Source organism: Alkalihalobacillus sp. CinArs1, from assembly GCF_947387515.1.
Lineage (GTDB): Bacteria > Bacillota > Bacilli > Bacillales > Guptibacillaceae > Guptibacillus.
The window spans coordinates 1,254,421-1,268,561 of record NZ_CANDOB010000001.1 but is presented as its reverse complement, the minus strand read 5'-3'; the positions used below and the strand labels follow the sequence as shown (position 1 = coordinate 1,268,561).

The window sequence follows — 14,141 nt, the reverse complement described above, 5'->3', positions numbered from 1 at the left end:
AGGTGGATTCACGATGATTCAAACTGTAACCGGTAAGATTTCTTCGTCAGAATTAGGTGTATGCGCGGCTCATGAACATCTTTGTATCGATCTCTCACGAATAAAAAACGATCCCGACACCATCCTTGACGACGTTGGAGGCATGGAAGAAGAACTTCGTCGTTTCAAACTCGCTGGGGGACAAGCGATGGTTGAAGTCACAAATGAGGGGATGGGTAGAAATGCATCACTTTTAAAGAAACTTAGTGAAGCGACGGGTGTCCACATTATCGCGAGTACTGGTTTTTATAAAGACCCATTTCTTCCGACCCGGTCGTCGTCTTGGAACCGTGATGATTTTGCTTCGCATATGCTTCATGAAATTCGTTATGGCATCGATGGAACAGAGGTGTACCCTGGCGTTATTGGTGAGATCGGCAGCAGTCACAATGAAATTAAGCCGATTGAAAGGGAGCTGCTGATGGGTGCTGGCGTTGCGGCGATCGAAAGTGGATTGCCAGTCACGACCCATACAACCCTCGGTACGATGGGTGTCGAGCAGGTTGAGCTCTTCTTAAAACTTGGACTCGATATGGAGCAGCTCATCATCGGACACCAGGACCTGAATACAGATGATGCTCGCATTCTTGCCGTTTTAGAGGCAGGAGCGTATGTCGCGTTCGATACGATTGGAAAAAACAATTATCGTCCCGATACGGAGCGTCTTCAATCGCTTCAATATTTGTTCGAGCGAGGATTTGGATCTCGTATCCTTCTATCTGCTGACTTAACTAGAAAATCTCACTGGCATAAGTACGGAGGAATCGGCTACGATTACGTGCTCAATTCATTTGTTCCACTTTTAAAAGAGCATGGTTTTTCTGAACGTGACATGAACATGCTTCTTATTGAGAATCCCGCACGTGCTTTTTGTCAGAAGGTGGTTTGCTCATGATTGATGTAGCATCCGTTTTAGATCAAATGGATATTGAGGAAGCCAAGCGCTATCAATTTAAAATCGTCGATCGAATGACAAAGGAATTTACACATAACGACATGTTTCAGGACGGCGATCGTGGGCTCCATCCAACCTACAAACGCCCGAAAACAACTGCAAAAGTAGAACGCGTTTTTGCCGATGTTTTTAACGTTGAGCATGGTGCACTCGTCAGGGGATCTGGAACAGGAGCCATTCGCTCTCTGTTGAGTGCTCTGTTAGGTCCGGGTGACGAGATCATCGTCCATTCGGCTCCAATTTATATGACAACAAAGGAAACGTTTCGTATGTTGGGGCTTCAAGCTCTACAGGTCGATTTCAATAAGTTGGATGCTGTTAAAGAAATAGCTTCTTCAACAAAAGCAAAGGTCTTTTACGTACAGCACGCTCGGCAGCAACCGAACGATACGTATTCACTAGAAGCGGTGATCCGAACGGTCAAATCGGTGAATCCAACGATCGATGTTGTAGTCGATGATAATTACTGTGCGTTAAAAATGCCAAAGATCGGCGTTGAGCTTGGGGCAGATTATTCAACCTTTTCAGGATTTAAGCTGCTAGGTCCAGAAGGTGTGGGTGTCATCGTAGGGAAAAAGGATGCGATCGAAATTGTCCATCAACGGAATTATTCAGGAGGAAGCCAGGTGCAAGGTCCTGAAGCGATGGAGCTGCTCCGTGCCATTCCGTTTGCTCCTGTATCTTTTGCTATTCAAAGTGAGCAAGTCGATCACTTATGCGAGCTGTTAAATCGAGGGGCAGTTTCAGGCGTGAGGAATGCTACCATCACGAACTCTCAATCAAAGAATGTCATCGTCGAGTTGATCGACCCTGTTGCAAAAAACGTCATCGAGAGAAGTAAAACGTTCGGAGCTGCGACGTATCCGGTCGGGGCGGAATCACGATATGAGCTCGTACCGATGATCTATCGCGTGTCTGGTAGTTTTCTAGAGAATAATCCGAATCTCTTAGACTATGGGTTGAGGATCAATCCGATGAAAGCAGGCGCGCATACGGTTGTTGAGATTCTGAACAACGTGATGGAGGAGTTGTAGTAGATTAAACGGGAGGTGCTGTGATTGTTTCTAACACTTACGAAGGAAAGGAATCCAGAGCTCATAAAGATTGGTGTTAACCTTCATCAAACTGGAGAGCTTCCTCCCAATACGTATGTCATCGACCTCGATACCGTAGCGGAGAACGTGGAACAGATGGCTCGTGCAGCTGAAGAGAATGAGTTCTCACTATATTTTATGAGTAAGCAGCTCGGTCGGATCGGTGAGTTAGGGAAATGGATTGCTGAACATGGAATCGAGAAAGCAGTTGCGGTTGAATTTGAAGAGGCGAGGAGACTTCACAAATCAGGGGTTGCACTTGGGAATGTGGGGCACCTCGTGCAACCTGGGAAGCATCAGTGGAAAGATGTCCTTTCGTTTAACCCTGAAGTTGTGACCGTGTTTACAATAGAACGAGCCAAGCAGGTATCGGATGCTGCGGTAAGGTTAGGGAGGAAGCAGGACGTTCTCCTTCGTGTTGTTCAAGATGGTGATACCATCTATCCAGGTCAATGGGGTGGGTTTCATTTAGAGCGTATTGATGAAGAGATCTTAATTCTGCAAGACCTTCCTGGAATTGAGGTCGTCGGCATCACGTCTTTTCCACTACTGTTGATGGATGATGATCGAGGAGAGATGACGTTTACGAAAAACCTCGAAACACTTCTAAACGCGAAGGAAAAGTTAGAGTCAGCAGGTTTCACGATCACACAAGTAAACGGACCGAGTGCGACGAGTACGGAAACCATCCCGATGCTGAAACGAGCAGGCATCACCCATGGTGAGCCAGGCCATGCGTTGACGGGGACAACTCCCCTTCATGCGGTTCGCACTCTTCCCGAGAGGCCAGCGATCATTTATCTTTCAGAAGTATCCCATCAAGATGATGACAATGTTTATGTTCTTGGAGGTGGGTTTTATGAGCGGGGGAAAGTGACGGGCGCATATGTAGGACATAACCCTGAAACCATCTTTCGTACTTTTTTAAAAGAAAAGCCTATGCCATCCGAGTATATTGATTATTATGGAAGGCTTGAGCGAGGAACACCGGTTTCTGTTGGAGATACCGCCGTTTATGCTTTTCGAACGCAAGTATTTGTCACTCGAGCGAACGTTGCACTTGTACGAGGGTTACATTCGAAAAATCCAGAAATCGTGCATTTGGAAAGGAGAGGCTAGTGTGAAAGTAGGAAAGGTAGTTGTGATGCTACTGGTCGTTACGTTAATTATCAGTATTCCTTTTCAGTCTGCTAACGCAAAGGGATACGGTGATAAGCTTAGGCATGGGAGTACAAAAAATGTTGATATGAACGCCTTAGATGAGATCGACAACGTTGTCGAAGACGCAATTGAAAATGAGGTAACGCCAGGGGCTGTCGTTTTAATCGCGAAGGACGGAACGATCGTGAAAGAGTCAGCCTATGGCTATGCACAGAAGTATGATATGGGGACGTTACTCGACCACCCCCGTCACATGAAGAAAAAAACGATGTTCGACCTTGCTTCCCTGACGAAAGTAATGGGTACGACCCAAGGGATTATGAAGCTAGTAAGCGAGGGGAAGATTTCCGTTGATGATCGCGTGACAGAATACATACCTAAATTCGGACAGAATGGTAAGGAACACGTCACAGTTGCTGACCTATTAACGCATACATCTGGCTTAACACCTTGGCAGCCTACCTATTTAGAAGCTGAAGATTCTGAAGACGTTCTTGAGTATATTTCGGACATGTCCTTAGAGTACGAAACAGGTACAGATCGACGCTATAGTGATTTTAGTTTCATGACGTTAGGATTTATTATTGAGCACGTAACTGGTCAGCGTTTAGACCAATACCTTATGAAAGAGGTATATGGCCCTCTTAAAATGAAGGATACGATGTTCACTCCTCCTGATAAACTTGATAAAAAGATTGCTGCTACGTCATGGGGAAATCCCTTTGAATATAAGATGATCGATGATCCGAACTTCGGTTACTACGTCCCTGAAGAAGCAGATGACTTTTCAGATTGGCGTCAGTACACGCTTGTTGGAGAAGTAAACGATGGTAATAGCTTTTATGCGAATGGTGGGGTAGCTGGGCACGCGGGACTATTCTCGACGGCCCGTGATCTCGCTGTTCTTGGGCAAACGATGCTGAATGGTGGAAGTTACGGGAAAACCACATTGTATAATGAATCTACTCTTTCTACTTTCACGAAACCTCAGCGATTTGGACAAGGCTACGGATTTGAATTGAATAAAAGCTGGTACATGGGTGACAGGCACTCTGACAGTGCATTTGGTCATACAGGCTTTACTGGGACGCAAGTGATTTTCGATCCAGCATACGATTTGCAAATTATCGTACTGACCAACAAACAAAATAACGGTCCGTTAGAAAGTGGGTCTTACCCAAGCACTGGAGGATTATCGAAGGATATCGCGAATCTAGTTTATGAGTCTATTGAGTAATGAACGATAACCCTGATCTCTTTCATAAGAGCGATCAGGGTTTGCTTTTTTTTACAAAAAGGAGGAACTATACAGATGCCAAATCCGAAGAAAATCATACTAGACTGTGACCCGGGTCACGATGATGCCATCGCGATGATCCTTGCCGCTTCCAACCCGCACATTCAACTTGAAGCGATCACGACTGTCGCCGGAAATGTGGAAGTGGAAAAAACGACGCTAAATGCTCTAAGAATGTGTGACATCTTAGGGTTAGATGTTCCTGTTGCGGAAGGTGCTGCAGAGCCCCTCGTTCGAGAAAGAGAAATCGCACCAACGATTCACGGTAAGACAGGTCTCGATGGGCCGAAGTTTCCTAATGTTCCGAGAAAAGAAGTTAGTGATCAACACGCAGTAGATTTAATCGTTGAAAAAGTGATGGATTCAGATGGAGACCTTTACCTTGTTCCGACAGGACCACTTACAAACATCGCTTTAGCTATTCAGAAAGAACCACTCATCACAGAAAAAATAAAAGAAATCGTTGTGATGGGTGGAGGGACCTTTGGAAACTGGACGCCAACGGCTGAATTTAATATTTATGTCGATGCGGAAGCTGCTGAGATCGTATTTAATAGCGGGGTACCTGTGACGATGTTTGGTCTCGATATTACGCACCAAACGATAGCAACTGAGGAGATTCTGAAACAAATCTCTGAAATCGGAAATCCTGTTTCGAATCTTGTAAGTGAGCTATTAGCCTATTTCTCTACCACGTACAAAGAGGTGTTTGGGTTTGACGGTGCACCGATCCATGACGCGTGTACAGTTGCGTACTTAATCGATGAAACGATCTTTGATTTTGAGAAGGTGCGAGTTGATATAGAGACGGAAGGAACGTACACCTACGGAACTACGTGCGTTGACCGTTTGCATGTGACAGGTAGAGAGCCGAACGTAAAGTTTGCAACGGAGCTTGACTATGAAGGGTTTTGGCGATTGCTAGTTGGTGCGTTACGTGCATAGAAAAGATCGGGTGGTGCCTGGCACCACCCGATCTTTGTCATGTAATAAAGTTTCATGCAATTAAGCTCTAAAATGTCACAATATTCAAAAATAATTCAAATCTCATAGATAAATAGTCCTCTAAAAACCACCTATTTCCTCCCATGCAGTACTAAGGTGGTATAGACGACTATAATGGGAGAGCGTTACTCTTTACTTATTAGGGGTTTTGACGCACTTCATTTTTGTAAAAAGGAGGAGCAAATGAGAAAAAAGACGATGTCTATTGTTTTATCCACCGTACTTGGGACCTCTTTATTACTACCTGGTATAGAGGCAGACGCGAAGGGTCCGACGATCGAAACAAAAGGGAAACATAATCAGCATCAGTCTTCTGAGAAAGGTCACCCTGTCTTTTCTTGGGGGGAGCCGGGACCTACTTCTGCAGTACTTCACAAAGGATCAGTTCGAGGAGCAGGCATGCGTATTGAACCATTGGACGAGATCGATGATGTTTTAGAGACAGCGATCGAAGAGCAAGTCATGCCAGGAGCGGTAGCGTTCGTTGCAAGGCGAGGGCATATCGTGAAAGAAGAAGCCTACGGGTATCAAGCTCGGTATACTGATGATTCGTTTACTGAAATGGATGACCCTCTAAAGATGGAGAAAGATACGATCTTTGACCTCGCTTCAATCAGTAAAATCTTCACTACAACTGCTGCGATGACGCTTTATGAAAAAGGAATGTTCGAACTGGATGATCCGGTAGCTGAGTATATCCCTGAGTTTGCTGCGAACGGAAAAGAAAACGTTACCATCGAGCAACTCATGACACATACCTCTGGGTTTAAACCATGGGTTCCATTGTATACCATCGATGGAAATCGGGAAGAACGGATGCAGTATGTGTTAGAATACCCGCTTCGATCAGAGCCTGGTACAGAGTATACATATAGCGACCTCAACATGATTACGCTCGGTGCCCTAATAGAAAAGTTATCTGGCATGCGTCTTGATGAGTATGTGCAAAAGACTATCACAGAGCCCCTTCGTATGAATGATACGTTTTACAATCCTGACCCACAATTAAAGAACCGCATTGCCGCAACAGAATACCAGCCATGGACAAATCGTGGACTCGTCTGGGGCGAAGTACACGATGAGAATGCCTGGTCTTTAGATGGAGTAGCCGGTCATGCTGGGGTTTTTTCAACGGCAACAGACCTTGCCAAGTTCGCTCATATGTTTTTGATGGATGGGCGTTACGGGGGTGAACGGATACTGAAACCGGAAACAGTAGCCCTACTTACCGAAAATCGCATACCACAGTTTCCAGGTGACGATCATGGATTAGGGTTTGAACTTCAGCAAGGATGGTTCATGGATGCACTGACTGAAAGCACGACCCTTGGACATACAGGCTACACAGGTACGTCTCTTGTCATCAGTCCATCGAATCAAACGATCGCGATTCTTTTAACAAACCGCGTTCACCCTACGAGAGATACGGTCTCAACTTCACCTACAAGGAGAGCTTTTGCAAGACAGGTGGCAGATGCTATCCCAGTAGACATGCCGAAAAAAGCTGACCCGTGGTTTGCAGGTTATGGTGACAAAGCAGTAAAGCACCTTACTGCAAATATCGATGTGAACAAAAATTCTACATTATCGTTTCATACATGGTATCAATTGGAAGCAAACTATGATGTAGGAAAAATTGAAGTTTCCAATGATGGAGCTAATTGGACAGCTTTAACGGAGCTTACTGGCAATAGTGATCAGTGGGAAAAGAAACAGCTGATGGTACCAGAAGGAACAAACTATATCCGATTTTCTTATGATACGGATTCCTCTGTTAATAAACGAGGATGGTATGTCGATGAGGTAGAGCTGAACGGAGAACGTCTCCATCTCACAAGTGATGAGTGGATGAAACGCTCATATTGATACTCATAAAATAGGAGGGGAAGTCATGCCTAGGAAATTAAAGCGAAACTTCATTTTTTTATTAGCATTCGCATTGATCGTGTCGCAAGGCTGGATGAATCCTAGTGACGCTCAAGCAAAGAAGGATGAAGGACAGACCGATTTGATCATTATGCAAAATGTTCCTGAAGTAGAAACAAACGTTGAAGGGAAGACAATTCAGTTAGGTGCTCTTCACATTTATGACGACGGTCATTTTATGAAAACATCAGACGAGCTCACGTGGCACTCTTCAAATAAAAATGTGGCGTCTGTTGATAAGACTGGAAAGGTGACGCTGAAGGATCATCCTGGTCGCACGTTTATTTACGTTTCAGATGGTAACGATCGCGATCGCATTGCCATTCATGGTTCGAAGTCTCCGAAGCTAATCAAAGAAAAAGGAATGAAGTACGACATTATCCAACATGCCATCAATAAGATGACGCTAGAAGAAAAGGTCGGTCAGATGTTGATGCCGGATTATCGAAAATGGAACGGTGAAAATGTGACGGAAATGCTGCCTGAGATCGAGCAGCAGGTGAAGGACTATCATCTTGGTGGAGTCATTTTGTTTCGAGAAAACGTTGTAACGACAGAGCAAACAGCTAAGCTCGTATCTGATTACCAGGAAGCGTCTGAGAAATATGGATTGTTGATGACGATCGACCAGGAAGGTGGAATTGTAACGCGCCTTCAATCTGGCACTGATATGCCAGGAAACATGGCTCTCGGCGCAGCTCGATCTGAAGAAGTGACACAGGATGTTGGGCGCGTAATCGGTGAGGAACTTGCTTCTCTTGGCATTAACATGAACCTAGCTCCAGTGCTCGATGTGAACAATAATCCTGACAACCCTGTAATAGGCGTACGTTCATATGGAGAAGATCCAGAGCTTGTTGCGGACCAAGGGATAGCTTATATAAAAGGACTACAGGAAACTGGAGTGGCAGCAACAGCAAAGCATTTTCCTGGTCACGGGGACACAGCGGTAGACTCTCATCTTGGATTGCCTGAAGTTCCTCATGACAAGGAGCGTCTAAAGAAGGTAGAGCTTTATCCGTTTCAGCAGGCGATGGAAGCAGGAATCGATGCCGTTATGACCGCTCACGTAACATTTCCGAAAATCGATGACACCAAAGTGATATCCAAAAAAGACGGTGAAGAGATCTCATTGCCAGCTACGTTATCCGAAAAAGTGTTGACTGGACTGATGCGTGAAGAGATGGGCCATGAAGGCGTCATCATCACAGATGCGATGAACATGGGTGCGATCGTTGAACATTTTGGTGCTGTCGATGCTGCAGTTCGTACTGTGAAAGCAGGCACCGATATCGTGTTGATGCCGGTTGGCTTACCTGAAGTGGCTGATGGGTTACTAGAAGCAGTTCGATCTAGGGAAATTTCTAATGAAAGAATCGAAGCGTCTGTCGAACGAATTTTAACATTGAAAGTAAATAGAGGGATCATTAAATCAGAGGATCCCGAAAACGTCGATGAAAAAATTCAAAAAGCTAAAGAAACGGTTGGATCAGATGCGCACAAAGCTGTTGAAAAAACTGCAGCAGAAAAATCCATCACACTTATTAAGAATGAAAACGTCCTTCCTCTTACAAAACAAAGTGACGAAAACGTTGTCGTGTTGGGGAGAAGCTTTATTGATTCTCTAGGAGAGGCAGTTAAAAAGCATCAGCCAAATGCTACGGTGATCAGCCTCAATTCGAATTACGAATTAACAGAAGAACAGCGTGAAGTCGTTGAATCGGCTGATAAGATCATTGTCGGGACGTATACGTACAGTGTTGGAACTCGTTCAGAAGACCATCCACAAATGAAACTGGTCAGTCACTTGATGGAAACATCAGAAGCAGAACTAATTGGGGTTGGAATACGTAATCCTTATGACATCATGGCTTATCCTGAGATCGATAGTTACCTTGCACAATACGGTTTCAGAACAGCGAGTTTTGAAGCGACGGCTGCAGCCATCTTTGGTGAGTACACACCTTCAGGAAAGCTTCCTGTTACGATTCCAGGAGCGAATGAAAATGACGTTCTCTATCCATTTGGCCACGGTTTAACATACTAAACTAATCTGAGAGAGCCTTCCGCTCTCTCCCGGGGGAGGAGTTTTACGTATGAAAAAATGGTTTGTCATGCTTTTGATGTCTGTTCTTGTTATGTCTAGTATTTCGGTTGCCTTAGCTGATAGCGAGGGTAAAGGAAATAAACATGGCCATCATAAAAAGAAGCACAACGATTTTAAACTTGGAGTAGAAGTGCTTCTAGATGAAGAAAAAGATTTGATCGAAGGGAAAAACGTTGGTTTGATCACGAATCCAACTGGAGTCGATCAAGAGTTGACTAGCATCGTCGATCGTCTTCATAATGACGCAGACGTTAACCTTACTGCTCTTTATGGGCCTGAGCATGGGGTTCGAGGAAGTGCGCAGGCCGGCGAGTACGTGGAATTTTACACGGATGAGCAGACTGGACTTCCTGTTTATAGCCTTTATGGAAAGACTCGAAAACCTACACCAGAAATGCTAGAAGGCATCGATGTGTTGCTTTTTGACATTCAAGATGTGGGGACTCGCTTCTATACGTACATTTATACGATGGCGTATGCGATGGAAGCAGCAGAAGAAAACAACATTGAATTTATCGTTCTAGACCGTCCGAATCCACTTGGCGGAGAAGCGGTTGAAGGACCAGTTCTAAACGATGACTATTCTTCTTTCGTAGGCAAATATGAAATTCCACTGCGTCACGGTATGACGGTCGGAGAACTTTCGAAACTATTCAACAATGAGTTTGGCATCGGCGCAGATTTAACTGTCGTTGAAATGGAAGGCTGGGACCGGGATATGTACTATGATGATACAGAACTCGAGTGGGTACTGCCATCGCCTAATATGCCGACGTTAGACACAGCACTCGTCTACCCAGGAGCGGCATTGATTGAAGGAACAAACGTATCGGAAGGACGCGGAACAACAAAGCCATTTGAGCTGATCGGAGCACCTTTTATTCAATCAACAGAACTCGCTTCTGAATTAAACCGTCTCGATTTACCGGGAGTAGAGTTTAGAGCGGCGTCCTTCACACCTTCTTTCTCGAAGCATGCTGGAAACCTATCACACGGGGTTCAACTTCATGTTACGGATAAAGAAGAATTTGAACCGGTTATTACTGGTATGAGCCTCGTAAAAACGATTCACGATTTATACCCTGAAGAGTTTGAGTTCAGAGCAGAAAACAGCAGCGGCATTTCATTCTTCGACTTACTTGTTGGGAATGGATGGATACGTGAAGCGATCGAGCAAGGAGAAAGTGTAGAAGAGATGCAGGAGAAATGGGAAGATGATCTGAAAGCTTTTAAAAAAGTTAGAAAGAATTATTTACTGTATAAATAACGTAGAAAGGCACTCGCAGCAAGCACTTGCGGGTGCTTTTTCTTGTGATTTGTAATAAAACTTCATAAAAAGTAGTTGAATAATAAATAAAACTTGATACACTAGAATAAACTTATTAGAAAATTCTATCAAAAAGGAGGGTGAATGATGAACGGGGGATTAATCAGTATTCAAGAATCGATGGCCTCACTTAAACCTTCAGAACGAAAAGTAGCAGAATATATTGTTAATCGCCCAGAGGAAGTGATTAATCTTTCCATTCAAAAACTTGCACATCGGACTGAAGTTAGTGAAGCGACGATCATTCGGCTTTCTAGAACGCTAAACTACAAGGGATTTCAGGAATTAAAGCTGCGCATCGCTGGTGATCTTGCTACGAAGCACAGCAGTAACTCTTATCAAGAAATCTCAATCGACGGTACTGTCGATTCTTTCATCGCGAATATATCGAACAATAACATCCAATCCATCAATGATACCCTTTCAGTATTATCACGTGACGAGGTGGAGAAGGCGATCGAAGTGCTTGGAAAAGCAAGGAAGATCGCGTTATACGGCATTGGAGCATCAGGACTGATCGCACAAGATTTTAAACAAAAGCTTTCTCGTATCAATCGCTGGTGTGAAGCCGCAACCGACTATGATACACAAGGAACGATCAGCGCGAACCTTAGTGAAGAAGATGTGGTATTCGGTATTTCTTATTCCGGTCAAACAAACGATATTATTCAGTCATTGTCGATTGCGAAAGAAAATGGTGCGACTGTCATTACGCTTACGAAGTATGGAACGAATCCTGTGTCTCAACTTGCTGATATCAAACTTTTTACGAGCTCACTTGAAAAGAGCATTCGAAGCGGTGCAATGAGCTCACGCATTTCGCAACTCAATGTGATCGACATCCTTTATGTTGGTCTTACTAGCCGGAGCTATAGTGATAGTGTCGCTGCACTCGAGCGAACTCGGAAAGCGTTAGAGGATGCAAAGAAGCATGTTTGATCAGTATCTCCAACAGCTGATCGACAATGGTGAACTGCCAGGCGCCACGTTACACGTTCAGCATCACGGTAGAACCGTTTTTCACAAAGCTTATGGAACCTACCATGACCGTCAAAACAACTTATCTACTATCACGAAAACCACACAATTCGATGTCGCTTCTCTGACAAAAGTCATGGCGACACTACCTTCAATTCTTTGGCTGTTAGACAACAGCTCACTAAAACTAGACCATTCCATCCAGACTTACATACCAGAGTTCAAACACAAAGAAGTAACAATTTCACACGCCCTTACTCACACAAGCGGACTTGCCGCTGATCTTAAACGTATGACCAGAAACGAGTGGCGTCCGGTATTTGAAGAAATCACTGCACTCTCTCTTCTTCATAAGCCGGGTGAAAAAGTCCTTTATAGCGATTCAGGCATGATTTTGCTTGGAAAAGTGATTGAAAGAATTAGCGGATTATCGCTCTCAACATTCGCAGATACGTATCTGTATTGTCCGTGGGGGTTAGAGTCCACTGGCTTTCATCCTACAGATCAAACTAATATTGCATCTACAGAAACGTACGATGGCTCTTACATTCAGGGAGTCGTTCATGATGAAAAAGCCTTACACCTAGGTGGAGAAAGCGGAAGCGCTGGACTGTTTTCAACTTCAAATGATGTTGGGAAATTCGGTAGTCTATTTCTTTATCCAGAGCGTCAAACTGTGCTATCAGAGAAGAGAATACGACAAGCTCAGAAACATGTAGTAGGTAACAGAGGGTTAGGATTTGAAGTGTGGAGCGGGAAAGGAGCCAACCTTTCGTGTGGAGGGAGGTGGTCGATCGGGAGCTTCGGCCATACCGGTTTTACAGGAACAAGTTTATGGATTGATCCAGTCGAAGAACTCGTCGTCACGTTTTTGACGAACATCGTTCACTACGGAAGAAAACATAATATGAAGGTGATTCGACCTCATCTACATTCCTTGATTCATTCAACTTTTATTAAGGGGGAGTAATGGTATGAAGAAAATGAAAGCGTTTGTATTCTTGGCGATCATCCTAGTCATTTCGGCCTGCAGCAGCTCGAACACAGGTAGTGAAAGCGGCGGTGAGGACGGGACAACGTTAACGATCGGCAGTTGGAGAACGGAAGACAAAGCAAGCTATGAAAAGGTGATTGAGAAATTTAACGAAGAGTACCCCGATATTACGGTTGAATTTAACCCTTCTAAAAATACGGAGTATAACACGATTCTAAACACGGCTCTCCAAAGCGGTGAAGGTCCAGACATCATCCACCTTCGTCCTTATGCGCCTGGAATTGAGCTAGCTGATGCAGGGTATCTCGAACCGCTTGATGGATTAGAAGGACTCGATCAGTATCCAGAAGAAACACTTGCTGCTTCAAAAGGAACAGACGATAAGCAGTATGGCGTACCTTTAAATATCAGTACAACGCAAATGTTTTACAATAAGAAGATTTTCGAAGAGCTAGGTCTTGAAGAGCCACAAACGTGGGAAGAGTTTATGACGCTGAATAAGACGTTGCAAGATGAAGGCTACACGCCTATTTCTCTTGGAACGAAGGAAGGATGGCTCCTATCACTTTCCCACGGTATTATTGGCCCGGCACACTACGGGGCGAACGAATTTGTTGACAATGTAACGGCTGGTGAGACCGACTTCTCAAGTGAAGAGTTCAACCGTTCGATCGAAGCGATGGATGAATTGAAGCAATTTTTCCCTGAAAACTATGAAGGTCTTGGAATGGAAGATATTCGTACGATGTTCTTTACAGGAGACGCTGCGATGTTCCCATTAGGAAGCTGGGAAATCGAAGTGCTTCGTGAAATGAATCCTGACCTTGAGCTAGGCTTCTTCCCGATGCCATCTGCCGTTGGAAAGGAACCGACCATCACAACATGGGTAGACGGATCTTATGCTATCAATGCGAACTCAGAAAACACAGAGGCCGCAAAGAAATTCCTTCAATTTATGACGACAGAGGAATTCGGTGAAATGTTCACAGAAGAATTTAAGATGATCAGTGCCATTCCTGGTATTTCATCTGATGATCAGCTTGTGAATGATCTCGGAAAAGCCGTAGAAGAGAGGTCAACGCCTTACATGATGCTCGTTCATTTTGCTGGAGGAAATCCTTCTACAAAATCAGTTATTGAAACTGAACTTCAAGGCATGTATTTAGGTGAGCGGTCACCTGAAGAAGTTGCAAATGCTGTTCAAGATAGCGCGAAGTCTTGGTATGAACCTTTAAAATAATCAATAAGGGGCGGAGAA

General features: G+C 44.3%; 11 protein-coding genes. All 11 read left to right on the top strand.

Features of this window, described 5'->3' with window-relative positions; genetic code table 11:
* Nucleotides 1-13: 13 nt before the first annotated feature.
* The 11 genes from PFZ69_RS06540 to PFZ69_RS06490 all read left to right on the top strand — a co-directional run bounded on the left by PFZ69_RS06540 (nt 14) and on the right by PFZ69_RS06490 (nt 14,123).
* A complete protein-coding gene (locus PFZ69_RS06540) occupies nt 14-934 on the top strand; it encodes a phosphotriesterase family protein (protein ID WP_270180202.1) in 921 nt (306 codons plus the stop codon).
* Nucleotides 931-2,028 carry an aminotransferase class V-fold PLP-dependent enzyme gene (locus PFZ69_RS06535; protein WP_270180201.1) on the top strand — a complete coding sequence of 366 codons (1,098 nt, stop codon included), beginning with the start codon at nt 931-933 and terminating at the stop codon, nt 2,026-2,028. The genes PFZ69_RS06540 and PFZ69_RS06535 overlap by 4 nt, the downstream gene beginning before the upstream one ends.
* 24 nt (nt 2,029-2,052) lie before the next feature.
* Nucleotides 2,053-3,207: a YhfX family PLP-dependent enzyme gene (locus PFZ69_RS06530; RefSeq protein ID WP_270180200.1), complete on the top strand. Its 1,155-nt coding sequence runs from the start codon at nt 2,053-2,055 to the stop codon at nt 3,205-3,207.
* 1 nt (nt 3,208) lies between these two features.
* The gene (locus tag PFZ69_RS06525) at nt 3,209-4,486 is read left to right on the top strand and encodes a serine hydrolase (RefSeq protein ID WP_270180199.1); all 1,278 of its coding nucleotides are present in this window, start codon (nt 3,209-3,211) and stop codon (nt 4,484-4,486) included.
* A gap of 75 nt (nt 4,487-4,561) precedes the next feature.
* Nucleotides 4,562-5,491, top strand: coding sequence for a nucleoside hydrolase (locus PFZ69_RS06520; protein WP_270180198.1), 930 nt, complete (start codon nt 4,562-4,564; stop codon nt 5,489-5,491).
* Between the two features lie 243 nt (nt 5,492-5,734).
* Nucleotides 5,735-7,417 carry a serine hydrolase gene (locus PFZ69_RS06515; protein ID WP_270180197.1) on the top strand — a complete coding sequence of 561 codons (1,683 nt, stop codon included), beginning with the start codon at nt 5,735-5,737 and terminating at the stop codon, nt 7,415-7,417.
* Between the two features lie 25 nt (nt 7,418-7,442).
* Nucleotides 7,443-9,524: a glycoside hydrolase family 3 protein gene (locus tag PFZ69_RS06510; protein WP_270180196.1), complete on the top strand. Its 2,082-nt coding sequence runs from the start codon at nt 7,443-7,445 to the stop codon at nt 9,522-9,524.
* A gap of 49 nt (nt 9,525-9,573) precedes the next feature.
* Nucleotides 9,574-10,851 carry an exo-beta-N-acetylmuramidase NamZ family protein gene (locus tag PFZ69_RS06505; protein WP_270180195.1) on the top strand — a complete coding sequence of 426 codons (1,278 nt, stop codon included), beginning with the start codon at nt 9,574-9,576 and terminating at the stop codon, nt 10,849-10,851.
* A 144-nt stretch (nt 10,852-10,995) separates the two neighbouring features.
* The gene (locus PFZ69_RS06500) at nt 10,996-11,850 is read left to right on the top strand and encodes a MurR/RpiR family transcriptional regulator (RefSeq protein ID WP_270180194.1); all 855 of its coding nucleotides are present in this window, start codon (nt 10,996-10,998) and stop codon (nt 11,848-11,850) included.
* Entirely contained in the window at nt 11,843-12,859 is a 1,017-nt protein-coding gene (locus PFZ69_RS06495; protein ID WP_270180193.1) for a serine hydrolase domain-containing protein, read from the top strand. Before PFZ69_RS06500 ends, PFZ69_RS06495 begins: the two co-directional genes overlap by 8 nt.
* A 4-nt stretch (nt 12,860-12,863) precedes the next feature.
* Nucleotides 12,864-14,123 carry an ABC transporter substrate-binding protein gene (locus PFZ69_RS06490; protein WP_270180192.1) on the top strand — a complete coding sequence of 420 codons (1,260 nt, stop codon included), beginning with the start codon at nt 12,864-12,866 and terminating at the stop codon, nt 14,121-14,123.
* Nucleotides 14,124-14,141: the final 18 nt, after the last annotated feature.